The 26151-nt window shown below is 32.2% G+C and carries 28 protein-coding genes and 3 tRNA genes; 7 read left to right on the forward strand and 24 right to left on the reverse strand.

Features of this window, described 5'->3' with window-relative positions; translation table 11 throughout:
* Positions 1-74: 74 nt before the first annotated feature.
* From Y592_RS03810 to Y592_RS03830, 5 genes are all read right to left on the reverse strand, one after another.
* A tRNA-Gly gene (locus Y592_RS03810) sits at positions 75-149 on the reverse strand.
* A gap of 10 nt (positions 150-159) precedes the next feature.
* A tRNA-Leu gene (locus Y592_RS03815) sits at positions 160-245 on the reverse strand.
* 5 nt (positions 246-250) lie between these two features.
* Positions 251-326: transfer RNA gene (locus tag Y592_RS03820), tRNA-Lys, on the reverse strand.
* Positions 327-403: 77 nt separating this feature from the next.
* Complete coding sequence (locus tag Y592_RS03825; protein WP_075665705.1) at positions 404-1453, reverse strand: sensor domain-containing diguanylate cyclase; 1050 nt, start codon at positions 1451-1453, stop codon at positions 404-406.
* A gap of 11 nt (positions 1454-1464) precedes the next feature.
* Positions 1465-1929, reverse strand: a complete 465-nt coding sequence (locus Y592_RS03830; protein ID WP_075665706.1) for a GNAT family N-acetyltransferase — start codon at positions 1927-1929, stop codon at positions 1465-1467.
* A 61-nt stretch (positions 1930-1990) separates the two neighbouring features.
* On the opposite strand from Y592_RS03830, the gene Y592_RS03835 reads away from it, so the two are divergent.
* Positions 1991-2494 carry a dihydrofolate reductase gene (locus tag Y592_RS03835; RefSeq protein WP_075665707.1) on the forward strand — a complete coding sequence of 168 codons (504 nt, stop codon included), beginning with the start codon at positions 1991-1993 and terminating at the stop codon, positions 2492-2494.
* Here Y592_RS03835 and Y592_RS03840 read toward each other — a convergent pair.
* The 9 genes from Y592_RS03840 to Y592_RS03880 all read right to left on the reverse strand — a co-directional run bounded on the left by Y592_RS03840 (position 2471) and on the right by Y592_RS03880 (position 12354).
* Positions 2471-2920, reverse strand: coding sequence for a hypothetical protein (locus Y592_RS03840; RefSeq protein ID WP_075665708.1), 450 nt, complete (start codon positions 2918-2920; stop codon positions 2471-2473). The two genes, Y592_RS03835 and Y592_RS03840, sit on opposite strands and share 24 nt — an antisense overlap.
* Positions 2921-2933: 13 nt before the next feature.
* Entirely contained in the window at positions 2934-4031 is a 1098-nt protein-coding gene (locus Y592_RS03845) for an NADH:ubiquinone reductase (Na(+)-transporting) subunit F (protein WP_075665709.1), read from the reverse strand.
* A gap of 10 nt (positions 4032-4041) precedes the next feature.
* On the reverse strand, positions 4042-4632 hold the full coding sequence (locus tag Y592_RS03850; protein ID WP_198022715.1) for an Rnf-Nqr domain containing protein: 591 nt from the start codon (positions 4630-4632) through the stop codon (positions 4042-4044).
* Positions 4625-5221, reverse strand: coding sequence for an NADH:ubiquinone reductase (Na(+)-transporting) subunit D (gene nqrD, locus Y592_RS03855; RefSeq protein ID WP_075665711.1), 597 nt, complete (start codon positions 5219-5221; stop codon positions 4625-4627). Before nqrD ends, Y592_RS03850 begins: the two co-directional genes overlap by 8 nt.
* Positions 5214-5825: an FMN-binding protein gene (locus tag Y592_RS03860; protein ID WP_077287298.1), complete on the reverse strand. Its 612-nt coding sequence runs from the start codon at positions 5823-5825 to the stop codon at positions 5214-5216. The genes nqrD and Y592_RS03860 overlap by 8 nt, the downstream gene beginning before the upstream one ends.
* Positions 5822-6703, reverse strand: a complete 882-nt coding sequence (locus Y592_RS03865; protein WP_075665713.1) for an RnfABCDGE type electron transport complex subunit D — start codon at positions 6701-6703, stop codon at positions 5822-5824. Before Y592_RS03865 ends, Y592_RS03860 begins: the two co-directional genes overlap by 4 nt.
* 64 nt (positions 6704-6767) lie before the next feature.
* Positions 6768-7808 carry a mannose-1-phosphate guanylyltransferase gene (locus Y592_RS03870; protein ID WP_075665714.1) on the reverse strand — a complete coding sequence of 347 codons (1041 nt, stop codon included), beginning with the start codon at positions 7806-7808 and terminating at the stop codon, positions 6768-6770.
* A gap of 57 nt (positions 7809-7865) precedes the next feature.
* A complete protein-coding gene (locus Y592_RS03875; RefSeq protein WP_088368864.1) occupies positions 7866-9878 on the reverse strand; it encodes an exopolysaccharide transport family protein in 2013 nt (670 codons plus the stop codon).
* Positions 9879-9891: 13 nt separating this feature from the next.
* Complete coding sequence (locus Y592_RS03880) at positions 9892-12354, reverse strand: polysaccharide biosynthesis/export family protein (RefSeq protein ID WP_088368865.1); 2463 nt, start codon at positions 12352-12354, stop codon at positions 9892-9894.
* Positions 12355-12428: 74 nt separating this feature from the next.
* On the opposite strand from Y592_RS03880, the gene Y592_RS03885 reads away from it, so the two are divergent.
* The 6 genes from Y592_RS03885 (at position 12429) to Y592_RS03910 (ending at position 17710) form a co-directional block, all read left to right on the forward strand.
* Positions 12429-13301 (forward strand): phosphoesterase, encoded by an 873-nt coding sequence (locus tag Y592_RS03885; RefSeq protein WP_077287306.1) that lies wholly within the window; start codon positions 12429-12431, stop codon positions 13299-13301.
* Between the two features lie 3 nt (positions 13302-13304).
* Positions 13305-14108, forward strand: a complete 804-nt coding sequence (locus Y592_RS03890) for a PHP domain-containing protein (protein ID WP_075665717.1) — start codon at positions 13305-13307, stop codon at positions 14106-14108.
* A gap of 66 nt (positions 14109-14174) precedes the next feature.
* Positions 14175-15650: a UDP-N-acetylmuramoyl-L-alanyl-D-glutamate--2,6-diaminopimelate ligase gene (locus Y592_RS03895; RefSeq protein WP_075665718.1), complete on the forward strand. Its 1476-nt coding sequence runs from the start codon at positions 14175-14177 to the stop codon at positions 15648-15650.
* Positions 15647-15994, forward strand: a complete 348-nt coding sequence (locus Y592_RS03900; protein ID WP_075665719.1) for a hypothetical protein — start codon at positions 15647-15649, stop codon at positions 15992-15994. Before Y592_RS03895 ends, Y592_RS03900 begins: the two co-directional genes overlap by 4 nt.
* 5 nt (positions 15995-15999) lie before the next feature.
* Complete coding sequence (mraY, locus tag Y592_RS03905; RefSeq protein WP_075666699.1) at positions 16000-16866, forward strand: phospho-N-acetylmuramoyl-pentapeptide-transferase; 867 nt, start codon at positions 16000-16002, stop codon at positions 16864-16866.
* Positions 16867-16870: 4 nt separating this feature from the next.
* A complete protein-coding gene (locus Y592_RS03910; RefSeq protein WP_075665720.1) occupies positions 16871-17710 on the forward strand; it encodes a glycosyltransferase family 4 protein in 840 nt (279 codons plus the stop codon).
* 92 nt (positions 17711-17802) lie between these two features.
* Here the strand turns inward: Y592_RS03910 and Y592_RS03915 are convergent, their stop codons facing one another.
* From Y592_RS03915 to Y592_RS03960, 10 genes are read right to left on the reverse strand one after another with little or no spacing between them, the layout of a single operon-like run.
* Positions 17803-18069 (reverse strand): rod-binding protein, encoded by a 267-nt coding sequence (locus Y592_RS03915; RefSeq protein WP_075665721.1) that lies wholly within the window; start codon positions 18067-18069, stop codon positions 17803-17805.
* A 9-nt stretch (positions 18070-18078) separates the two neighbouring features.
* Positions 18079-19068, reverse strand: coding sequence for a flagellar basal body P-ring protein FlgI (locus tag Y592_RS03920; protein ID WP_075665722.1), 990 nt, complete (start codon positions 19066-19068; stop codon positions 18079-18081).
* Between the two features lie 10 nt (positions 19069-19078).
* A complete protein-coding gene (locus tag Y592_RS03925; protein ID WP_075665723.1) occupies positions 19079-19663 on the reverse strand; it encodes a flagellar basal body L-ring protein FlgH in 585 nt (194 codons plus the stop codon).
* Positions 19660-20592 (reverse strand): flagellar basal body P-ring formation chaperone FlgA, encoded by a 933-nt coding sequence (flgA, locus tag Y592_RS03930; RefSeq protein ID WP_075665724.1) that lies wholly within the window; start codon positions 20590-20592, stop codon positions 19660-19662. Before flgA ends, Y592_RS03925 begins: the two co-directional genes overlap by 4 nt.
* 1 nt (position 20593) lies before the next feature.
* The gene (gene gyrB, locus Y592_RS03935) at positions 20594-22477 is read right to left on the reverse strand and encodes a DNA topoisomerase (ATP-hydrolyzing) subunit B (protein ID WP_075665725.1); all 1884 of its coding nucleotides are present in this window, start codon (positions 22475-22477) and stop codon (positions 20594-20596) included.
* A 1-nt stretch (position 22478) separates the two neighbouring features.
* Positions 22479-22766, reverse strand: coding sequence for a DUF721 domain-containing protein (locus Y592_RS03940; RefSeq protein WP_077287312.1), 288 nt, complete (start codon positions 22764-22766; stop codon positions 22479-22481).
* Positions 22741-23484, reverse strand: a complete 744-nt coding sequence (locus Y592_RS03945) for an aminotransferase class IV (protein WP_075665727.1) — start codon at positions 23482-23484, stop codon at positions 22741-22743. The genes Y592_RS03940 and Y592_RS03945 overlap by 26 nt, the downstream gene beginning before the upstream one ends.
* Positions 23459-24748, reverse strand: a complete 1290-nt coding sequence (mtaB, locus tag Y592_RS03950) for a tRNA (N(6)-L-threonylcarbamoyladenosine(37)-C(2))-methylthiotransferase MtaB (protein ID WP_075665728.1) — start codon at positions 24746-24748, stop codon at positions 23459-23461. The genes Y592_RS03945 and mtaB overlap by 26 nt, the downstream gene beginning before the upstream one ends.
* Position 24749: 1 nt before the next feature.
* The gene (locus Y592_RS03955; RefSeq protein WP_075665729.1) at positions 24750-25193 is read right to left on the reverse strand and encodes a CBS domain-containing protein; all 444 of its coding nucleotides are present in this window, start codon (positions 25191-25193) and stop codon (positions 24750-24752) included.
* 1 nt (position 25194) lies between these two features.
* Entirely contained in the window at positions 25195-26148 is a 954-nt protein-coding gene (locus Y592_RS03960) for a 1-phosphofructokinase family hexose kinase (RefSeq protein WP_075665730.1), read from the reverse strand.
* Between the last annotated feature and the right edge of the window lie 3 nt (positions 26149-26151).

A 26151-nucleotide genomic window follows, 5' to 3' on the forward strand; every position in this document is an offset into this window, starting at 1 on the left:
GATATTTAATTTTTTGATAAAAAACAAAAAAATAAAGCCCCAAACGGAGCCTCTTACCTTATCGTTTCATTTTTTGGAGCGGGCGACGGGATTTGAACCCGCGACCTCCTGCTTGGCAAGCAGGCGCTCTACCACTGAGCTACACCCGCACACTTTTTTTGGTGCGAGAGGTGGGACTTGAACCCACACGGGCCGAGCCCACTGGATTCTAAGTCCAGCGCGTCTGCCAATTCCGCCACTCTCGCCCCTCTGGTGACCCGGGCGGGATTCGAACCCGCGGCCCCCTGATTAAAAGTCAGGTGCTCTACCGGCTGAGCTACCAGGTCAATCGCTGCGAACCGATTAAAATAATATCATATCATTTTAGTTATGTCAAGTTTCTATGAGAATACAAAAGTAAAATCTAATTTAATTTTTTGTTTTTATCTTCATACATCTTCTCATCTGCAAGTTTTATTAATTCATCCAACGACTTTCCACTTACAACTTTTTGAATTCCTATTGACACACCTATACATATATCTTTATTTCCAATGTTTATCCTTTTTGAAATATGTTCTTTTAATCTTTTAACCAATACCTTTACACCTTCTTCAGAAGAATTAATAAGTAAAACAAACTCATCTCCTCCATATCTTATAAGCAAATCACCATTTTTTATTGTCCTTTTCATTCTTTCTGAAATTATCCTTAACACTTCATCCCCCATTAAATGACCATACGTATCGTTTATATTTTTGAATTTGTTTAAATCTATAAACAAAATATGCGTGTAGTTTTCAATTAAAACATCATCAAGTACTTTTCTACTATATAAGTTTGTTAAAATATCCCTATTTACATCGTTTACTTTTTCGTGTAATTTTAAATAATTGTACAAAATAAATGACAAATTTTCCGTAATCGATTTAAATATGATATCATCTGTACTTTTCTTTCTTCTTAACTTATACCAATCAATATTTAAGATACCGTAAACCTTTCCGTTATAGACTAAAGGTATTCCCACCCATGACTTTACGGAAATTTCTTTCACTTCCACCCAATAACTCTTCCCTATTACATCCTCAATATAAAAGTATTCTTTTGAAAGTATTATCTTTTTTAAGTTATTCGGTGATTGTTTTTGGAAATACTCTCCAAGTATTTCAAGAGGTTTTTCATCCAAAGTAGATGACCAAAGTAAGAACCTCCATTCCTTATTTTCCGGTGTAAAAAGAAAAGACCACGAATCTGCTCCAAGAAGTTTTTTTATATATTCAAACACATTGTACAAATTTTCTTTTTCATTTCTCAGGTTTTTTAGAAGTATTTCGTAAAGTACTGAAATAAATCTATTTTTTATCTGTAATTTTAAATTAAGGTTAAAACAAGATAGCTTAAAACATACATAAAAATAGTCTTTAAAAATCAAAAATACGAAAAATAAGAAAACAATAACAATATAAACCAATATATCTCTCCTCACATACCCAGTAAATCTTTATATATTCCCGGTGATGAACCTTCAATTTCAATTGCTCCAACAGTTTTTTTGTAATAATCCACTGGTCCTGCATCCCCAATTATTGCATACGCATACCCCACTCTATACATATCTTCCAAAGTTTTAAAAAGTAATATTTTGCCTATACCTTTTCCTCTGTACTCCTTCAAAACACCTATAGGTCCCAAAAAACCTCTACAAGTCGTGTCATAGCAAGAGAAACCTACAACCTTGTTAGTTTTATTTTCATAGGCAACAAACATTGAAATAGGGGGTTTTGAAAAGGATACATCTACTTCACTTGCCCATAATCTTCCAAAATTTTTCTCAATCCAATTAACCAGAAAAATCTTCTCAGGACCAATAGGTCTTTTTAGTAATATTCCATTTGGTGTTTGAATTTCAAAGTTTAAGTTGTATAATTTAACAAGTAAGTCTCCCATGATATTTCCCCCTTTTCATATTATACCATAATAATAATAATATAATACTGGAGGTGAAAACATGCATCTTTCAATGATAGTTGTAACAGACATTTTTGGTGGATTTTCCACAAAAGACTATGATCCAATAAATTGGGGTTCAAAAGAAGATAAAAAACATTTTCGAAAGATTACAACAGAAATTGGAACAGTTATAATGGGAAGAAAAACATTTGAAAGTATAGGACATCCTCTCAAAGATAGATTAAATATAATACTTACCACTCAGAAAAAAGAAAACAAAGAAAATATAATATTTACTAAAGGCTCACCAGAAAAAATTATAAAATTTTTGGAAAATCAAAAAATCCATTCTGCAGCGATTATAGGCGGAAAAAAGGTGTTTGAAGATTTTTTTCCGTTTGTAGATAAACTATATATAACAATCGAACCTATTGTACTTGAGAATGCACAAAAATTGAATTTTCCAAAAACATCATTTAAATTAGTCGCTACCAACGTATTAAATTCAAAAGGTACAATAGTACTTGAATACAAAAAACTATCCCAAAAAGACTTTCTTTAGGATTTTCGGTTCCAAACGAAATTTTGAACCCTTTCCCTGTAAAAAGTGATGCTTTTTCAAAAGGTGAATGGATAATTCACTATACATTATCTTTTCACCATTTTTCAAATTTTTTACAGTAGCTACCTTCTTCCTAAAAATTCCATCCTCAAATGGACAAGGAATAAATCCTCTAGCTTCATATACAAATATCTCAAAATCCTTGTATTTGATAGGTTCACCCAATCCCTTTTCTCCAATATTTAAAAATTCACTCATCATATTCGAAATCTCGTCAAAATCCATTCCCAATTTTGCAAATTCCCTTTCATCTTCGGCTATAATATCCACTATATTTCTATCATCATTTCCTAAAAAACCATCAGCTGTAATTACGCCCGGTTTCATGTTCTCTTGGGCTTTAATCATCTCAGGTGACATTTTCATAACTTTCAACCCCTTATGCAAATTTATCGTAATATACCTCGTTAATCCCATGTTTTTTCAATAAAGTCTCACATGCATTTATCATACCGGGGCTTCCACATAAATACCCTTCTTTTTCCGTTTCCTTATCAACCACAGTTTCCAAATACTTTACCATAACATCCGTTATAAGACCAACTTCTCCATCCCAATCTTTTTGTGGCTCAGAAAGTGCAGGAATAAAATGAAATTTATCCCACACCTTTTCAAGTTTTCTAAACAACTCCACATAAAACAGATCTTTTTCTGTCCTTGCTCCAAAGAAATACCACACATTTCTGTCTAAAATATTTCTCTCATACATATCAAAAATAATAGACTTTATTGGAGCCATACCAGAACCACCTGCAACACATATCATATCCTTTTTTGTATCCCTCATGTAAAATTCCCCAAATGGACCTATTACCTCTAATACATCTCCTTCCTTTAAATAATTATGAACATACGTTGTTGCGATACCACCTGGTACTAATCTAATTAACAACTCTATCTCATCTTTTTTACTAGGAGTTGAAGCAATTGAATACGCCCTTTGTATAGGTTGTTTTATTTTATCATACGGTGGAATTACCAATTGAACATATTGTCCTGCTTTAAAATTTATTTCTTCCGAAAGCTTTAACTTAACCTCCTTTATATCATGTGTTACATTTTCAAGTGAGATAACCGTCCCTTTAAATTTCTTCACATTAAATAATTCTTCTGGAAGTTCAATTTTTAAATTTTTCTTTACTTTTATCTGACAAGATAACCTTATATTTTGCGCAATTTCTTCTTTTGACATATACGGAAGTTCTGTTGGAAGATATTCTCCTACATCGCTTAATACTTTAACCTTACAAGCTCCACAACTTCCTCGTCCTCCACATGCTGAAGGAATAAAGATATTTTCAGATGCAAGTGTAAATAAAAGAGGTCTTCCGCCTTGAACTTTTAATTTTTTCTTACCACTGTTAATGTCAATCTCGACTTCTCCATAATTATTTACAATTGAATCCACTACAACTATCAAAGCAGAAAGTACAGCAGATATAAGGCCTACTATCAAAGGAGCAACTAATATATCCATACTATCACCTCTATTGAACATTTATCATACCGGCAAAACCTATAAAAGCCATTGCCATTATTCCAATAGTTATCAAAGTAATTCCAACACCTTTTAAGGGAGCTGGTACAGGAGATTTGTCCACCTTTGCCCTAATCGCCGAAAGTAAAACAATGGCAAGCCACCACCCTATTCCCGAACCAAAACCAAAGAAAACAGATTGAATAAGAGAATAATTCCTAAGTTGCATAAACAGAGCAACACCTAAGATCGCGCAATTTACCGTAATTAGTGGTAAAAATATACCTAAACTTATATACAAATTCGGTGAAACCCTATCTATTACCATTTCAAGTATTTGCACCACCGCTGCTATCACTATTATGTATATGATATACCTTAAATACTCTAGTTGAAATGGTACAATAATATATTTCTCAACAACCCAGTTCAAAACAGTTGTTACAGTCATAACCATTGTAACTGCCATGCCAAGACCATTTGACGATTTTAAAGACTTTGAGATAGATATAAAAGAACACATACCAAGGAAATTTGAAAGAAGAATATTACTTGTAAAAATTGAAGCAAAAAATAATACAAGTGGGTTAATATCAGGCATTATTATTCCCCCTTCCCTTTACAATCCAAATAAAGAGTGCCAACATGAAAAACGCACTAGGCGGCATAACCATAATCGTCCAATTGACAAATCCTTCTGGCATTATCCTATATCCAAACACAGTACCAAAGCCAAAAAGTTCTCTAAAAAACGCTATAACCATTAAAACCACCATATATCCCAAGCCGCTTGTAACACCGTCCCAAAACGATAAAAGGGGAGAATTCGATTGTGCAAAAGCTTCTGCTCTTCCCATAATAATACAATTAGTGATAATCAATCCAACATATGGACCTAAGGCTTTACTCACATCTGGCAAATACGCCCTAAGAACAATATCCACTATTATAACGTAAAAAGAAATTATCAAAACTTGAGTTATCATTCTAACTTTTCCGGGAATAAAAGATTTTAGCAACGACACTGTTAAATTTGAAAAACCCGTAACAAGTAAAACACCAATCGTCATAATCAATGTATTTTTTAAATTATTAGTTACTGCAAGAGTAGAACATATCCCCAAAACAAGTACAAAAACAGGATTTTCATACCACACATTTTTAAAGAATATTTCTTTATACTTATTCATACGTATCACCTCTTAGCACTTTTCTCATTTCACTAATCGTGTTATTTATAATCTTTATGAAAAATTTCGAGGTTAGGGTTGCACCTGTAATTGCATCAACAGAGTAGTTTTCCTTATTACTATCTCCTAATTTCTCAGATTTTTTAATTCCTATCTCTTTATCTACTTTTTCTCCTCTAAATTGCTCTTTGAACCAATCCTCTTCTATTCTTCCACCAAGACCTGGTGTTTCATTTTGAGATATAATATCAACACCCACAATTCTATCTAAATTTTTGTTTAGTGCAACAACACCTGTAATTGTCCCCCATAATCCATTACCCGAAAAAACATAAGCATACACCTTTTCGCCTACATTTGAAACATAAAAATCTTTCCCTCCAATGTTTATTTTTTTTACATACTTTTTAAACTTTTCAATGGCATCCATTTTGTCACTAAAATCAATTCTCATGGCGTTTAGTATAGCTCTTACCTTAAAATATTCACGATTTTCCAAAACTTTATCATAAGTAAGGGAATTTATATAAGAAAGAATAACCACAAAAACGAAAGTTATAGTAAAAGTAAACAAGATAACGTAAAATTTATTTTCCGTTTTCATTTTTTCACCTTCTTTGTTAAAAAATCAAGAAGGGGTGCAAAGGTATTTCCCAGCAAAACGGCAAAACTTGTGCCTTCAGAAAACAACGAAAAAGACCTTATAACCACTATAGAAACACCAATTATAACTCCATATATTAACTGTGCCTTTTTATTCTTAGGAGCAGTAACTGGATCCGTTGCAATAAACACAGAAACAAATACTAAACTTCCAGACAATATAGCAGACCAAAAATCCATCTTTCCCAAAAACAAATCAAAGACAAGGATAAGTGCAGACGCGCTCAAAAATGTTGAAAGCATTATCCTAAAACTTGCAGTCTTTGTTACAACAAGATATATAGCTCCTAAGATAATAAGAAATATGGCTCCTTCACCAAATGAACCTGCCCTAAATCCAAAAAATAAATCTTTTAAATTAACTACACCACCTGATCTCAAAATCTCCAAAGGTGTTGCAGAAGTAACTACATCGCTACCAAAAAAACCAAATCTTGGTAGCATCCATCCACTTGTCATATACGATGGAAATGTTATATATATAAACAACCTTCCCGTTATAGCTGGATTAAACACATTTCTTCCAAAGCCTCCATAGGCCTCTTTTGCAATGGCAATTCCAAAAACTATTCCAATAACTGCCATCCACCACGATATATTTGGAGGAAGGGATAATGTATACAACATACAACTTACAAGAACTGCTTCCGTAACCTTCTTACCTTTTCTTTTTTCAAAAAAATATTCGGTTAATACCCCAAAAATAAATACAAAAACACTTAAAAATATTAGACGAAAACCATAGAATAAAAAAGCATACACATATATGGGAATTAAAGCATAAAGCATCCTTCTCATCATAGGTTGTTTTTGAAACATTTTCTCCCCCCTTTTTTCACCTATTTTTTATTTTAACATAAACTTAATCTAAAAAAAAAGTTACCTACTTACGTAGGTAACTTTTTATTTCTTTTAATTTTTGAACACTTTCTTTTTTTGAAACTATTATATACTCATCTGTTTCAATGACAACTAAATCTTCTACATCGTTTAATATGGTCTTCTTTTTACTCTTTACTATATTTCCCTTTGATCCAAAATAGTACATGTTTTCACCCACAACATTTCCATTTTCATCTTTTTTACTGTATCTTTCAACCGCAGTCCAACTTCCCACATCGTCCCATCCAAATTCTGATGGAATTACGTAAATATTCTTTGCTTTTTCCATAATACCAAAATCAACGGAAATTTTATCCACTTTACCATAGAGTTTTCTTAGTTTATCTTTAAAATTTTCATCTTCAAAGACTTTACTTAATACATTATACGTATTCTGCAAAAATACCTTTGTATTTTTCAATATGGTATCTATTTTCCAAACAAAAATCCCTGCATTCCAAAGATAATTGCCCTCTTCTATATATTTCTTTGCCGTTTCTTTATCTGGTTTTTCAACAAACCTATCTACCTTTAAAATAGTTTCATTAATCTTTAATTCTTTTCCTATAAATTTTATGTAGCCATATCCCGTTTCCGGTCTATTTGGTTTTATCCCTAAAGTAACTATGGCATCTTCATTTGAATCTACAAATTCAAAGGCATGTGATAACGCTTTTTTAAAATCATCCACCCTTCTAACCAAGTGATCAGCGGGAAAAACAGCAAGGTTAACATTTCCCAAAAATTTTTTTATGTAAAAAGCAGACAACGCTATACAAGGCGCAGTATTTCTTCCTTCAGGTTCGATTATGATATTTTTTTCCGGTATATTTGGTAATTGTTCTCTTACAAGTTTTACATATCTTTCTCCTGTGACAATAAAAATTTGTTCATTTGGAATAAATCCTTCCAATCTTTCCACAGTCTGTTGGATCATAGTTTTTTCTCCAAAAAGATTTATAAATTGTTTTGGTCTTTCATCTGTTGAATAAGGCCAAAACCTTTCTCCCTTTCCACCAGCCATTATAAGCGCACAATTCAAAATTTCACCCCCAAAAAATTTTCCCATAAAAAACAAGCCCGAGAACCGGGCTTATTCCTATTCGCTAAGTATTATATATTCCGTCTTTATTTCTTTTAACGCTTCCAAAAATTTCTCTTTCTCAGTAACTTTTGATTTTAAGATAAGCAATGTTTCTTCACAAAGCTTCTTTAATAAAGGTATATTTGGAGAACTTGCTTCTGGAAGATTTATAACTATATAATCAAAGTTTTCTTTAAAATTCTCGATTAAACTTTCAAACTCTTTTGATAACAAAATATCATTTACATTTTCTTTTCCCTTTATAAGTAGATAAAGATTTTTTTCTACACTTTGAATATTTCCCGGAGCTTTCATGTATTCAACTAAACTCTTTCCACTATTTATATCAAACACTTTGAACATGGTATTTGAAAAATCCAAAATTAAAGTCTTTTTGGAATTTTTCGATAAAAATCCCGCAATATTTGCAACGAATATATCTTTTTCCTCAAAAGTTCCAGATGATGTAACCCCAAAAACTTTAGGATTACTCTCACTAATTAGTTTCATGCCAATTTTTTCAACCACATTGGTGTACCTAGAACCAGGCGCTTTAAAGACTGAAAGTTTCACATCTGGTTTTTCTAAAAGAACGGGAGTTTTTCCAATTAATTTTTCCACATCAAACCAATCTCTTACCTTCTTATCAGAAGATTCCACAACAAAGACGAATAATATTCCTAGAAAAATTCCTAAAACCCCACCAATGGCTAAAGTTAACTTTTTATTTGGTTTTACAGGATTATCCGGTATAAATGGTTCATCTACCACCACAGGTGCACTAAAATTAAAGCCCGCGGTTGACAGTTTCAACTCTTCTAATTTTGTCTTTAAGAGTACGTATGCATTCTGTTTTAATTGATAGTCCCTTTGAAGGTTTATATACTCAACTTCTATATCCGGTAAACCCTTTAAACGATTCTCCAAATCTGCTCGCAATTTTTCAAGTGCTTTTAAACTTGCTTTTGAAACTTCTAGCATAGATTGTGTCTCAATTAATTGCGTGTAAACACTTGAAAGCACCGGATCATCTGCATTGAAACTACTTTTTACTATACTATAAATTTCTTCTCTTATCCTTTTTTCAACTTCCTTTATTCTTGCTTCTAATTCCTTAATTTCAACCGAATCTGGTGAGTATCTTTGGAGCATCCCTTGATACTCAACTTGATATTCAACAAGTTTTTCCCTCAAACTCGATATTACTGGACTATTTGGAATATAATCAAGTTTACTTATAAGCCCCTTAAAGTGAGAAATAGCCCCCTTTAAACTTTCCAGTTTTACACTCAAGGACTTGTACTCAAGTTGCATAGAGTAGTATTTACTTTCCAACTCTGAAAAACTCTCTATTAAAAGTTCTGCTTCTTTTGATGGTAATATGGACTTTTGTTTCTTAAATTCTTTTAATCTATTTTCTATTTCCTCTAGTTCTTTTTCCGTCTCTGGAAGTTGTTTTTCAATAAACTCTACCATATATTCATCCTGGTCTTTATTTAATTCTTTGGAAACTTCAGTATACGCATCAAGTATTGCCTTTGAAAGTTTGTATGCAAGCTCTTTATCATCAAGATTTACTTTAATTTCAATAAAAGATGTATCTTTTACCATTTCCACGGAAATAACATCTTCCTGTAATTTGTGGATAACAGAATTTAAAGTTAACTTCTCTCTTTCTTCTTTATCTTTAATCTTACTTTTAAAATAATCCATCAAATTTAACTCTTTAATAACCTTTTCAAGTGTTTTCCTACTCTTTATCAATTCCATTTCATCTGAAACTCCAGGTGCCGTTGTACCACCACCAAGTATCAAAGCCGCAGCACCACTAAGCGATGAAAAGGATGGAGCTGAACTTTTTGCAGGAATTTTTATCTTTACACTAACTTCATAAATTGGAGTTGCAAAAAATAAATAAACACCTGTTGCAATCACGGTTAAAATGAATATAGTCCAAAACCAAAATTGTCTTTTTTTAAATATATGCAAAATATCGGACAATGTAAGTTCTTCTACTTGATTTTCCATGCTCTATCCTCCCTTATTTTATCGTTTTAATGTTGTTGTATAGTCCTATAAGGTTATTTATAACAGGAACCCATTCAAGTGCTGTCTTAAACGGATCAGATGGCACATAAACCACATCTCCTGGTTCAACTTTTGGAACACTTCCATTTTTCTTTATTGCATCGTTTAAGTTTACCTTTATTGCCGTACCGTTTACTCCTCCTTTGTACAAGAACACAGATGATGGTGCGGCATTATCAGTAAAGTATCCCGCACGTATAACAGCTTCTAAAACATCCATTCCATCATTTAAGGAAATTATCCCAGGATTTCTCACTTCTCCCAAAACGTATGCAATATTTTGTGGGGCATCAACTATCTTTACAACATCTCCTGGTTTTACAATGTATCCCAATGCCTTTTCCACATCGTTTACATCAATTGAAACATCTTTATTTAAAATCTTTATCAATCTAAAGTTTTTATTCACGTTAAAGTTTGAAATTAGCTCATACAAAGTAATAGGTTTTTCAGTATAAAACATGTTTGGTTTTCCATTCTCATCAATTACGTAAATATAATTTTCCGTGTCTTTTTCAAATAAAACCGTTGCACCACTTTTTAATTTCACGTTTTCATCCCATTTTACAGTAGTTGCCTCATTATCAAATAAAATCGTAATTTTCTTACTAATTCCCTTTTCTATTCCTCTTAATTTTGCCAATAAAGTTTTTAAATCAAATTCCTCACTACTATTGAATTTTACAATTCCATCTTTTTTACCATATCCAAGCACATAAACATGTCCTATTTCTTTTTCAGTTACAAAGACAAAATCTCCATCTTCTAACTCAATATTCTTTTTACCTTCATATACATCTCTTGCATCTACCTCTGCAAAAACTTTATTTTTTCTAACAACGTAAACTTTATCAGAAACAAAGTATAAATTTGGTCCTAAATAAAGACCACCCAACTTACCAAAAAGGGTAATTAAATCTGGAGATTCCGTGTAATCTATTTTAACTGTTCCTCTATTTCTTATATACCCCATCGCTGTGACGTATATTGGTTTTTTCAAAACAACATTTAATATTGCACCGCTCTCTATTACTTCATCTTTACTAGTATCCAAAATTTTCCCATTTAATTTTATTTTCTCAATTCTTTTTAAATCAGAAACACCTGCTTTTGCTAAAACCTTGTGGAGGGTAATCTTTTCAGAATACGGAAATACAACATATTTTGAAACATCTCCTACAAGATAAACGGCATTCTCCGCCAAAGATTTTATAACAACTGTATCGTTTCTCTCTAAAACCTTATCAACCTTATTTAAAATCAAATCCTCTATTTTGTATTCTTTATCTCCGACAACGTAAATGTCTAAAATACTTTCTATATTATCTATTCCCAATTTTTTTACCAGATAAGATAAAGTTCTTGGTTCTTTAGAAGTTAAAGTAATTACTCCTCCCTTATACCCCACAACGTTAACCGTAAAAGGGGCATATATTAAATCTACTACATCTCCGCAGCTTAAACTTATTTTATCTATATCATCACTTAACTTTACCTTAATTTTCCCGTTTATGATTGCAAAACCATCGTTTATCAATTCTTGTCTATCAATATTTATCGGAGTTTTTGCAAGTAACATCTTTAGTGTTTTTGGCTCGTCTGGTAAAAATTCAATCTTTTGTCCTTCTGAATAAACATAAAATTCTGAGTATGTCTTTATATTGACAACTGCACCCCTTTTAAGGGATAAATCTTTTTCTAATATATCTGGTGGATAAATTCTAGAAATTTCATCTTCAATAACCTCAACTTCTTTTATGTACTTCTTTTTTTCATCGATTACTCCACCCGCCTTTGCAATTAAAAGGGACAAAGTGATATCCTCCGTATCTGAAAAAGAAAATTCTCCAGGTTCTTTTACAGGCCCAACGATATAAGCCACTTTACTCTTTTGTTTCGGGATATATATGATATCCCCTTCTTTTAGTAATACATCTACATCAAAGTTTGCACCATTGTAATAAGATTCAAGATCCACATTAAAAATTTCTTTTCCCCTTTTTATCTTTACATTTGAGAAATCAATACTGGTATTTGTAGATAAATTCAAAAATGAAACAAGTTTTGAAATGGTCATTTCAGGATCAATCGAAATATCAAATGCAACGTTTAACGCACCTTGTACGTAAACATACATAGGTGCGTATTTTTCTATATATACCGATACTATTGGATTTTTTATAATTTTTTTTATGGAATCCTTTATAATCTCTGCTATTTCATTAGTGGTTTTTCCCACAACATTTACCTGTCCAACAAATGGGTATGAAATAGTTCCATCAACAGAAACAGTAACCTGCATTGGAAATTCTGGATGTTCAAAGATAGCTATATTTAAAACATCTCCTGGTCTTACAGTATAGGCTAAAACAAAAGTACTAGCTATAACTATAGCTAAAATTAATAATTTTTTCATATATTTCCCTCCCAGACATTTTTTCAAGTTATATTTTATCATAGATGATATAATTTTTTAAGGGGGTGAATACTTTGGATTTACTTTACTTTAAATCAAAAAAAATTCTACACACTACACACAAAATGGCAGATTGTGATGGAATTGCATCTATATACTGGGGATTAAAAGTATTTGGCGGGACCTATTACATTCCACCATATGAATTACGCAGCGCATATGGGCTGTTAAAATATCTAAATCTTTCTTTTACCCACCCAAATGATTTTGATTACATCTTTGTATACGACACAGATAAAAGAGAAGATTTAAATATTAATCTTTCAAAACCTTATGTCATATTTGATCATCACAACAAAAGAGACCATGAATTTTTTCAAAACGCACTCTTTAGTTATTCGATTACTTCCAGTGCAAATGTTATAAATCTGTACAACCTTTCTATAGAACTTGGAATAGAACTAGATGAAACCACACTTTTTTCCTTTGCAATTGCACTCTATACGGACACCGCAATGTTCAGAACTGCAAGAAAAAACGAATTTTTGTACTTTTCAAAGTTTTTGGGAAACAAAAAATTTGAAGATATATACGAAATAATATATCAAAAAGAAATTTCACAAGAAAATTTTATATCCTCCATTAAAAATGCAAAATTTTTAAACAAAAACAACTTAAAAATATGCATCACACAATTTAAAACACACGATGAATTTTACGCATTTATAGATGGACTTTTTAACGTTTTAAACCTTGATATATTACTAGCGCTCCTTCCAGAAGGATTAAGAATCCATCTAAAAAAGAAACACGTACAAAAGATATACCATGCCCTTTTCGTACCCATTCAAAAGGAGTATAATATAAGAAGATATCAAGGAATCTGGTTGAATTTTTACGATTACAACTTACTTTTAAACGCACTAGATAACTACAAGGGAGGGTAAATTTTGTTAGTAGATTTTCACATGCATACCACTGCATCTGATGGTACATTTTCTCCAGAATCTCTAGTCAAAATTGTAGAAGAAAGAGACATAGAATATTTTTCCATAACAGATCACGACACCATTGACGGTATTAAAAAAATCTCCAAAGAAAATTTTGTTCCAGGTTTGGAAATAAGTGTAGAATACCAATCCACCCTTCACATTTTAGGATATGGAATAGATTTGAATAACAAAAAATTAATCGATACCCTTGAAATGTTAAAAAAGTATCGATTAGAAAGGAATAAAATTATAATTGAAAAAATGCAAAAAATGGGTTTTAATATAACCTTTGAAGAAGCGTTAAAAGAAGCAAAGGGAACTCTTATTGGAAGGCCACATTTTGCAAGCCTTATGGTAAAAAAAGGATATGTCAACAGTCAAAAAGAAGCTTTTGAAAAATATCTAAAAAAAGGCAAACCACTCTACGAAAACAAAAAACGCTTAAATATTGATGAAGCTATCAAAATAATAAAAGAAGCAAACGGAATAGCAATACTTGCACATCCATATCAAACTACAACCGATAATGAAAAATTAGAAGCTTTAATTAAAAAGCTCGTTTCTTTGGGTTTAGATGGAATAGAAGTATACTATTCAAAACACACAAACATCATGATCCAAACATACGAAAAACTATCTCAAAAATACAATCTTGTAAAAACTGCTGGATCAGATTTTCACGGAAAAAACACGCCAGATATTCACCCCGGTATAGATGTAAAATTAAAAGACATAGAAACATTTATCAGTCGTGTTTTTTAATATTGAAATTTTTAAAAATATGTTATATAATTTTTACAAGAACCCTTATCAAGGGAGTGATTTTTTTTGAAAATAAAAGAGATTTTAAAAGCCTTAAGTTCTGTCGTTTTAAAAGTTAATTGCGATGAAGAAATGGAATTTGATTATATTTCGTCAAATTCGAAAGATATTAAAGAAAACTCACTCTTTATTTGTAGAAAAGGATTTAACTTTGATTCTCACAAATTAGTAGATGACATCTCAGAAAAAGGGGCAAAGGTTTTCGTTGTTGAAGAAGAGATAAAAGACTATCCTTATATTTTAGTTGTTGATTCAAGAATAGCAGAATCGATAATCTCGGATGTTTTTTTCAACAAACCATACGAAAAATTAATAACTTTCGGAGTGACCGGCACTAATGGGAAAACAACAACTGTACATTTATTTCACCACATAATGCATGAACTTGGTATAAAAGGAAGTATAAGCGGTACCGTCATGAACGATATTATGGGAGACAAATTTTACCATCATAACACCACACCGGGGGCTATCGAAATAACGAAAAATATGTACAAAACCGTCCGTGAAAACGGAAAGTACTATGCAATGGAGGTTTCTTCTCATGCTCTTTCACAATACAGAGTGGAAAGTATAAAGTATGATATAGTGGGAATTACAAATATAACAAGGGATCATCTTGACTTTCACCAAACATTTGAAAATTACAAAAAGGCAAAACTACATATATTAAACCTTTTAAAACCTAATGGCATTGCAGTTATAAACCATAAATTATTAAAAGATATACCAAATAAAAACATTAAAATTATCACTTTTGGCATCGATAACGACTCAGATTATGTAATTCACGAAATAAATTCAAACTGGTCTGGGATTTACTTTAGATTAGAAACACCTTATGGAGAAAAAAAAGTAGCATCACAACTCTTAGGAGATTTTAACGCATTTAACATAACACTTGTGATTGCAGCTCTATCTGAAATAGGTTATGACATAGATGAAGTAATATCCTCCATTTCCACATTTAGAGGTGTAGACGGACGCCTTGAAGTAATCTCAGAAGCAAAAAAATTGGGAATAGAAATTATAATAGACTTTGCACATACCCCTGATGCCTTGGAAAAAGTCATATTATCACTTAGAAAAATTACCAAAGGAAGAATTATAACGGTATTTGGTGCAGGAGGACAATCCGATATTGGAAAAAGACCTATTATGGGAAAGATAGTCTCAAAATATTCAGATATTTCCATAATCACCACAGATGATCCACGTGGGGAAGATCCAGAAGAAATTATAAAAGACATTGAAATGGGAATTGTTCCTGGAAGTTTAAGCCTATCAATAATCGATAGAAAAGAAGCAATTGATACGGCAATTACACTCGCAAATAGGGGAGATGTAATTTTAATTGCAGGTCGTGGACACGAACCATACCAAGTGTTCAACGAAAATTACAAAGTACCGTTTAAAGACAGGGATGTTACAATAGATATTATCTATAAAAAGATCAACAAAGGGGAAAAGACATTCAAATGATTTGCTTAAAAAACGTAAATATATCACTTTTAAAAAACTTTTTAGGAATAGATGTAGAAATTGTAAAGAAAGACAATAAATCATTTATCAACATTCCCGTGGATTGTACTATAGAAAAAGACGGAAAGATTATAAAAATTAAACTAGATAAAGAATACAAGATATCCATCACAGATGGCGACTATTTTGTTATAGATTACAAATCTTCAAAAGATTTTCACAGATATTTGTTAAATCTAAATGGGGAAAAAGGCATCTTTATATTCAAAAAATGCCTTAATACAGAAGAGTTACTTCACTTTATGCTATCCATATTTTTTATAGAAAAACTCATAGAGGAGTGATTGTACTGCATATTTTATCTTTTTCTATATCTGCATTCTTGACTTATCTATACATCAAATTTATGAGAAAAGTAAAATTAGGACAGTATATAAGAGAAGAAGGCCCAGATCTTCACAATTACAAAACAGGTACCCCAACAGCTGGTGGAATAATTTTTGTAAGTATTGCTGTAATATTTGGAATTATATACAATATCCCCTTCTCGCTTATACTCTCTTTAATATTATTTGGATTTATTGGATTTCTAGATGATATATCTAGTATCTTAAAAAAGCAGGCATTGGGGCTTAGAGCTTATCAAAAATTATTTTTACAAATAATATTCTCCATATTAATCATTTCATATTCAACAAATTCTACGATATTTGGCTTAAACGTTTCAAAAATAACGTATTACGCATTTTGGATATTTACAATCACCGGTGCTTCAAACGCCGTAAATTTAACCGATGGAATTGATGGACTTGCTGGATGGGTTTGGATTACTTCCATCATACCACTTTCAATATATGCAAAAGATTTTTCAACTGTTTTTTTGATTTCCACAGTATTAGCATTCTTGTTATTCAATACCAGACCAGCAAAAATTTTCATGGGTGATACAGGTTCTCTTTCACTTGGTGCATTTATCGCAACATTCGCCATGTTACACGGTTTGGAAAAAGAACTTATATTTTCATCAAGTATATTCATAATAGAAACTATAAGTGTTATCCTACAGGTAACATCTTTTAAAATTTTCAAAAAAAGAATTTTTAAGATGTCACCTATACACCACCATTTTGAATTGCTGGGATGGAAAGAAGAAAAGATAGTAGGGGTATTTTCCGCAATAAATCTAATAATAGCACTTACAGTATTAGGCTGGTGAAAAGTTGAATATAATCATATACTTTCTTGTAACAATACTTGTATTAATAATATCCAAAAAATTAAACCTTTTTATGGACTATCCAACTCAAAGAAAAAATCATACACTTCCCACTCCACAAATAGGCGGAATAATTTTGTTTATTCTACTTGCAATATATTCCAAAAATTCAATATTTATTCTTTTATTGCTTCTTCTTTTTGGAATATTAGACGATATGATAAAATTATCCTACAAACAAAAATTTGTATTTGAATTTTTAATAGCTGTGTACTTCGTATGGAAACATAAATTAACCTTATTTGGGTATCAAAATATATTCACTGACATATTTGCAATTGTCTGGATCGTTGCGTTTTTTAATGGAATTAACATGATAGACGGATTCAACGGACTTTCAACAGGAGTCTCCATTATATACTTTTCAACAATTGGAAAATTTGATATATCTTTAATGTATTTACCTATATTCATTTTCAACTTCTATGGAAAGCTCTTTATGGGAGAAAGCGGTGTACTAATTACGGGGTATTTACTTCTTTCTTCTATATTGAAAATGGAAAACGAAATGGTATTTTTGACTATATTCTTTGGATATCCCTTCTACGAAGTTGTCGCAAGTTTTACAAGGCGAATTTTATCTAAAGAAAACCCCTTTATTGCAGACAGAAAACACCTTCATCATATCCTACATGAAAAAATGGGTAGTGCCTTTTTAGGGATTTCTTATTTACTTGCCTACACATTTACGCTTTTTCCAAGAAATTATGTAAGTATTATTTATTATCTCTCTATATCTTTATTCATCTTCTTTATACATTTTAAATTAACAAAAGAAAAATAATCAACTCCACTGTTTTACCTATTAAAAAAACAATCCCCAAAGGGATTGTTTTTATCTTTACAAAAACTTTATATGTAATTTTGTCCATAAAATTACTTTTTTTGATACACTTTCCCACCAAGATATTTATACACACTTTCTGTTAAACCTTTTAAATCTGTCTTTGCGGCGTTTTTTGAGTACTCATAAAGTAGGTTTTCTCTAAACCACTTTTCCCCAAAACTTTCTGGAACCAAAGATGATTTTGGAATAGTATCATACATCTCCCTAAAAATTTGAAAGAAAAAATTTGCAACAAATTCTTCTGAAACCTTTTTCAATTTATCAACTTTTACTTGATTAACAGATTCAACTCTCATACTATCACCTCACATTACTTTAACTTCCGCAAATATCGCACCTGCTTTATGTAACTCCTGAATTATCCCTATTATGTCTTGAGGTGTAGCTCCCAGTGCTTTAAGTGCAGATATCAAATTGGAAATAGTAGCTTCTTGTCCCTCTATTTCACCATTTTGAATATTCACCACAAAATTCCCATAACTTAATGTAAAATCCGAAATCCTAATATCTCCTCCAAAAATGACGGTTCCCGTTCGCTCGTTGATAATCACCTTTGCAGCTTGATCTGGAACTACTTCAAGTTCTTCAATTATAGACAAAAACGTTATCAAATCATCCAAGAAAGCATCTGGTATTTGCACCTTAATAGATGCGGGATCATTTGCCTTTGCAAGCTTTAAATCAAACTTCTGATTTATAGCGGCTGCAACCCTCGCAGATGTTGTAATATCTGGATTTTGTAAAAGAATAGTTATACTGTTCTCAGAAACAATATTTGAAGGGATTTCCTTTTCTATCAAAGCACCATTTGGTATATAACCTGTAACTTTAAATCTGCTTTGCAAATTAACAGATGATTTTACTTCCACACCACCTGTTGACACTGGACCTTGGGCAACTGCGTAAACATTACCATCCGCACCGTAAAGAGGTGTTTGTATTAAAACCCCATTTTCCAAACTTTTTGCACTTCCAAGAGACGCTACAACTACATCTAATCTCATTCCTTCTTTGTAAAAAGGTGGAATATCAGCTACAACCATAACAAGTGCGGTATTATTAGATTTTATATCACTTTCTGAGATGGGAATTCCAAAATTTTTAAACATATTTGCAAGAAGTGGAGAATTTAAAGATCCCCCATCACCAGTACCGTTAAGACCTACGACAATACCTACTCCAAAAAGTTGGTTATCTCTGGCTCCCCTAAATTTTGCAATATCTTTTATCCTTACAACCGCCGAAAATGAAATTAAAGATACTATCAAAAACGTAAAAATTATCCTTTTTTTCATACCTTCCACCTCATCTAAATAAATCTGCAATTGATGAAAGAACCAAACCCAACCAACTTCCCTCATTTGGATCATCTTCAAAAATTATCTTTCCGTTTTCCCATATCTGTGCATCCATCAAATCGGTGGAATCAACTGTATTTTTAGGCGATATAACTTCAGGATTTACCCACCCTGTTATTATAATCTCTCTTAAATCATTCCCAACCTTTATATTTTTCCTACCTTCAACGTATAAATTCCCATACTCATCTACTTTTTTCACAATTGCCGTTATTTGGAGTATAACACTTGTTTGGCTCTTATTTGAACTCTTTACTTTATCAGAATCCTTAATTGGCAAAAATTTAGATAAATCCGTTCCTAAAATCTTTGCCCCACTATTTATTGCACCTAATATCGTATTTTTAAAAGAATCCACCTCTGAACTTGTAGAAAACCTCGGTGTCTCATATACCAGTATATTTACCACATCTCCCACTTTGGAAGCCCTCTTGCTGGCTATTATATTTCCAAATTTACTATTTGGGTTATATATGGAATTTGAAAAGACAAAAATTGAAATAATCAAAAATATTATTAAAATCTTTTTCATTTTGACACCTCCACAACCCTCAACATAGGGCCCTTAACAACCAATCCGTAAACTATTTTTCCAGTATCCACATTTCTTGCCTTAATTACGTCTCCCACATTTCCACTTTCCATAGCCCTAAGCAATGCATGCACCTTTACACCTGGAAGCTCTACGTATCCAAATACTAACTGTCCTACAACCACATCCGGAATTTCTTCTAAATACTCTTCGTAAATAGGTTCACCTATTTTAAAATACTTCTTAGAAATCATGGGAAGTTTAGATATATCAACCGGTGTACCATGTAATGATAAAATATTTATATCGCTGTATACAATATCTTCTTTCTTTATTTGCTCTCCATAATTAATATTTCTCGCAGCAACAGGTATTTTCCTAATATATTCGGCTATCAAATTAACGTTAAAATATCCCCTCGTTCTACCTTTTTCCTTTAAAGAAAAACGTACAAGAAAACTACCACCAATTGATTCAATAACATCGTAATCAAAGTTATCGTGTTGTACAATTGAACCATATGTTGATACAATTTTGACAGTTGCACCATCTGGAAGCCTTGAAAGTACCAATTTTTTTGAAAGTTCTTTTGCAAAATCCTCTGTCAACGTGGCAGTCGTACTTTCATTTGTTAAAACAGGCGGAAAATATACTTTTATATAACCAAAAGTAGGAGTAGCTTCAATTTGAGTGGCTACTCGAGACAATCTTTGCAAAACATACTTTACATTTACATCTAATGTCGTATCTTCTGGAATATACGCAAGGGTAATATTTTTTAGCGATGTTGCATCAATACCAGTAAAAGTGGCAGCTACATCGTATACAGTAATAGAATTAGTGGTTACCGTTGAAAAATCTAAAAACTGTATAAACATAGAAAACGAAAAGAAAGGTAAAAGCAAAAAGAGCAATATTACACGTTTCATTTTAAATATCTATCTCCTTTACTTGAAGTGCATGTCTAAAGATAAATTCTTTCCTACTCTCAGTGTCACTACCCATAAGCATTTCAAAAAGTTCATCTGCTTCCTCTGCATCTTCAATCTGCACTTTTAATAGCTTTCTATTTTCCGGATCCATCGTAGTTTCCCAAAGTTGCTGCGGGTTCATTTCACCAAGACCTTTGTACCTTTGTATCTCAATTTTTTTATCTTTTATACTTTCTTTAAAATCTTCTAATTCTTCATCACTGTAAAAATAGTACGATTTTCTTCCCATATTAACTCTATAAAGAGGTGGTTGTGCTATGTAAATTTTACCCTCATCAATTAACTTTCTCATATACCTGTAAAAAAGGGTTAAAAGTAAAGTCCTTATATGTGCACCATCAACATCTGCATCGGTCATTATAATTATCTTTCCATACCTAAGCTTTGAAGTATCAAAATCATCTCCTATTCCCGTTCCAAGTGCTGTTATTATATCCCTAATCTGTTCATTTTTTAATAACTTAAGCCAACCACTTTTCTCAACGTTCAAAATTTTTCCCCTTAACGGCAAAATAGCTTGAAAATTTCTATCCCTTGCCTGTTTTGCGGATCCTCCAGCAGAATCACCCTCAACTATAAACAACTCGGACTCTTCCATTTTCTTTGTTATACAATCTGCCAACTTTCCAGGCAATGAAGAACTTCCAAAAACACTTTTTCTTTTTATCATTTCCCTTGCATGCTTTGCCGCTTCTCTAGCTTTTTTTGCTTCCAAAGCCTTTTGAATTATTATCTTTAAAGTACTTTCTGAATTATCAAAATATTCCAAAAGTTTTTCCCTAACAACCTTTGCAACTGCTTCTTGTACCTCTTCATTTCCAAGTTTTGATTTAGTCTGTCCTTCAAATTCTGGAGTTTTAGACATCAACACACTAACAATAGCAACAATACCTTCGCGCACATCTTCCCCTCTTAAAGTATCTTTTTTCAACTGACCCGTTTTCTTTCCCAATTCATTCACAACACGTGTAAATGCGGTTTTAAAACCCGTAACATGTGTACCACCATCAACCGTTCTTATGTTATTTACAAATGAATAAATCTTTTCAAAATCTGATGCAGTATATTGAAAACATACATCAACCTTTATACCATTGTATTCCCCAGAAACCAAAATAGGTTCGTGCAAACTCTTTGCACCTTTACTTAAATAATTTACAAATTCTTTTAAACCACCTGTAAAGTGGTATGTTTTTTCTATATTTTCCCTTTCATCTTTAAAGACTATTGTAACTTGTGGATTTAAAAACGCAAGTTCCCTTAACCTTATTAAAATCGTATCAGAATCAAATTCTACAGTGGAAAAAATTTCTGAATCTGGTTTGAACCTCACAATTGTTCCTCTTTTTTCGGTATTACCAATTATTTTTACTTCAGTTAGTGGTACCCCTCTTTGATACTTTTGATAGTATATTTTACCTTCTCTATGCACTTCTACTTCCAGCCACTCTGATAATGCATTTACAACGGAAGCACCAACACCGTGTAATCCACCACTTACCTTGTAGGAATCCTTCGAAAATTTTCCACCCGCATGTAATGTGGTCATTACCACTTCTAGCGCACTTTTACCCGTTTCAGGGTGGATATCTACAGGAATTCCCCTACCGTTATCTTCTATTTCAACGCTACCATCTTCAAAGATAGTTACATAAATTGTATCACAATATCCTTGTAAGGCTTCATCTATACTGTTATCCACTATTTCATATACCAAATGATGAAGGCCTGCCTTTCCTGTTGAACCTATATACATTCCAGGTCTTTGCCTTACAGGTTCAAGACCTTTTAACACTTTTATATTCTGCGCATTATAATCCATTTTAATTCCTCCTCTTTTTTATTATTACCTTTTTCACATAATCTTCTCCTAACTTTTTATTCATGTTTTCACGTATTTTTTCCCTAAAAAATTGCAATTCAATAGCATACATCTCATCACATTCTATATAAAGATTTCCTCTGTTAAAGTAAGTTACCTTACAATGCTCATTAAAAGGTACACCAATCACTTCTTTAAAATGATCCCTTGAAATAGACGAAATATACAATTTTCTAAAAAGAGGACTTTTTTTGGAAAGCTCTTTAAAAACTTCCGCTAATTTTTTCATTAATATACTCCTCAAAAGACTTGGAAAGTTCTTTGGAAAGAGATGTCTCAAACTTATATTTTCCTAAGTAATTTACAGGCACAATCCCACCACTTGTATGAGTTAAAAAAAGCTCATCTGCAAAAAAAAGCTCTTTTAACTCTATCTTTGTTTCTCTTACCAAATATCCCATCTCTTTTAACATTTCTATTACATATTTTCTTGTAATCCCCTCTAATACTCCGCTTTCGATAGAAGGCGTATAGACCATACCATCTTTTACAAGAAAAATGTTTGAAAAACTTCCCTCACAAACAAAACCCTGACCATTTAATAAAATAACATCATAGTTTTCGCCTTTGCGCTTTCTTGCAAGATGTAAATCTGCTCTCCCCAAAGATTTAAAATTTGGGGGAATCGATATAGGATCCGCATGCCTAATTTTTGAAATATCTACTTTTACATCCAAAATTTTCTTTTTTTCAAAATACTCACCAATAGAATATAAAGTAACTCCGTTGTTTACAATTCCATATATCTTAATTCTATCAAATTCTAATTTATTCTCCACTTCACATAAAAATTGCTTGTATGAAACCTTTTCCCCCAAATAACTTAAAGAGCCTAAAAACCTTTCGTAATGCTCTTTAACTGCAAATGGCTTTCCATTATACACCCTCAAAGTCTCATACACAACTATCCCATTTAAAACTTTATTGACTAGAAAGCTTTCGGTCATATATTCTGGAAATCACTCCTCCATCTGTAACCGTCATAACAGTTACCTCTTCAAAATTTCCAAAAGTTCCCTTCGATGTTTCATGTAATACATAGTACTCATCATACCCCGTAAATATTTTATTTTTACAGCTTTCTATCAAAACCTTTGCCTGTCTTCCTATTAACCTTTTTCTATATTCCTTTGCCACTTTCTTACTTACTTTTTCAAGTTCAATAACTCTCTCTTTCTTTATATTTCCAGGTACCTTGTTATCCATCTTGGACGCCAGTGTATGTGGCCTATCAGAATATCTAAACGCATGAACTTTGGAAAACATTGAAAAATTAACCACATTCAGTGTATCTTCAAAGTCTTTTTGTGTTTCACCGGGAAATCCCACCATTATATCCGTAGTTATTGAAAAACTCTTATCCTCTTTTCTTAATTTTTCAACAAGATTTAAATAATACTCTCTGGTATAGTTCCTTCTCATCCTCTCTAAGACGTTATTACTTCCACTTTGAAGAGGAATGTGTAAATGATTACAAATTTTTTCTTCATTCACAATGAATTTTATCAATTCATCGTCTATATCTTCTGGATTTATAGAGCTTAACCTTATTCTAAAATCTCCCTTTATTTTTACAACGTTCGTTAGAAGTTTTAAAAGTGTGGTATCTTTATCTTTTCCATACTTTCCAAGATTTAATCCCGTGATCACAATCTCTTTATATTCTTTATTTACCATTCTCAATATCTCACTTACCACAAGTTCTATGGGTTTACTCCTTATCTTCGTACCTCGTGCATATCTAATTGCACAATAACTACAAACATTTGTACATCCATCTTGCACTTTTATGAAAGCACGTGTCCTTTCAGAAAGCGAAGAAAACACATATTCTTCTTCAAGATCATCTGCCTTCCAATAGGTTTTATCAACAAAAACACCAACATTTCCTATTAAACTTTCTATGTTTTTCTTTTCCTTATTTCCCACGATCAAATCTACTTCTTCATTAGCCAATTCATCTGCCGCAATTTGAGGATAGCAACCTGCAACAACAATTCTTGAACCTGGAAATTTTTTCTTTATACGCCTTATTTGTTGTTTTATCTTCCTTGTAGCCTCATTTGTCACAACACAGCTATTTATAACAAACACATCAGATTCCACTTCTCCACTCACCACTACATAACCTTCATTTTCAAGTTTCTCGGTCATAAGTTCAGATTCATATTGATTTAACTTACAGCCATACGTAATTATACTAACTCTCATCTTAATCCTCCCTACTAACTGCGTCCAAAATCCTCATTCTAGTAATAATACCAACTAATTTGTCGGAATCATCCACCACAGGAAGGATTTTCAAACTATGCCTTATCATTAAATCAGCTGCATGTAAAAGTGGTGTATCTTCTTTTATTACAATAGCAGGTTTTGTCATAACTTCCGATACAGATTTATTGGAAATTTTCTTTAAACTCCTCACAAACTGGTTTAAATCCGGTATAAAAGACGCGGTCTGTAACAACGAAAAATAACTAGGTAATGATGCCCTTATTATATCGTTTTCACTTATAAACCCAACAACTTTGTAGTCTTCATTAACCACAGGTACGCCTGTTATTTCTTGTCTTGAAAGTATTTTTAAAACTCTTGATACCGACTCATCTTCTAAAACCGCAGTTATATCTCTTATGTAAAATTCCCTTACCTTCATTCTACTCCACCCTTTCAATCTTAAACATTGTTAATGCCTTTTCTATATCTTCAAATTTTGGTGGAACTTTCGCTTTATACCATGTCTTTGCAAGTGCAGCTGCATATCCAAATCTTGCAATTTCGATAAGATCTTCTGTCTCAAAACATTTATACACCATAGCAGCCATATAGGTATCCCCAGTTCCCAATAAATGAGCATGGTCTATTTCAACAAGTGGTTTTATAAACCAAACTCCATCAGATGTCACAATAATATCGTAATCTATCTTGTACGAAAGAACCGCCATCTTTACACCGTACCTTATTAATTCTTTTCCACCATCAATATAATCCTGTTCGCTTTCTAATTCTTTACCAAAGAGCACTTTATCTTTCCTGAAATCTGGCCTAATTATACAAGGAGAATCTATCTTTATCGATTCCCTTGAAATTTCATCCCTTGTTTCCCAAAAAACTCTTTTTCCGTGTTTTTTTGCTATCTTTGTCAAATCACCATAGAATTGTACTGGTACTCCCTGAGGGATACTCCCAGAAATAACAACTGCATCAGAGGAAGGTACTATCAAGGTATACCTTCTTAAAAAATGATTTATATCCTCAATAGGTACCCTCGGACCTGCGGAATTTAGCTCAGTAAGCGTGTGATTCTCCTCATCCACAATCACTATGTTTTCCCTTGTTTCATTTTCAATATGTACAAAATTCGTTGTTATTAAATTTGAAATGTTCCGTAGCTCAGATAAAACTATGTCTCCTACATAGCCTCCAATAAAACCTGTAACAATAGATTTTACGCCAAATGACGATAAATCAATCGCAACATTTATGGATTTTCCACCAGGTGACATTCTTGAAAATTCAGGTTCTAATCTATGGAGTTTATTTACTGTAAAATTGTTAATATAAAACTCCCTGTCTAATGCAGGATTCAAACAAACGGCAAGGACTGACAAAAA

This window comes from Thermosipho sp. 1070 (assembly GCF_001682135.1).
Taxonomy (GTDB): domain Bacteria; phylum Thermotogota; class Thermotogae; order Thermotogales; family Fervidobacteriaceae; genus Thermosipho; species Thermosipho affectus.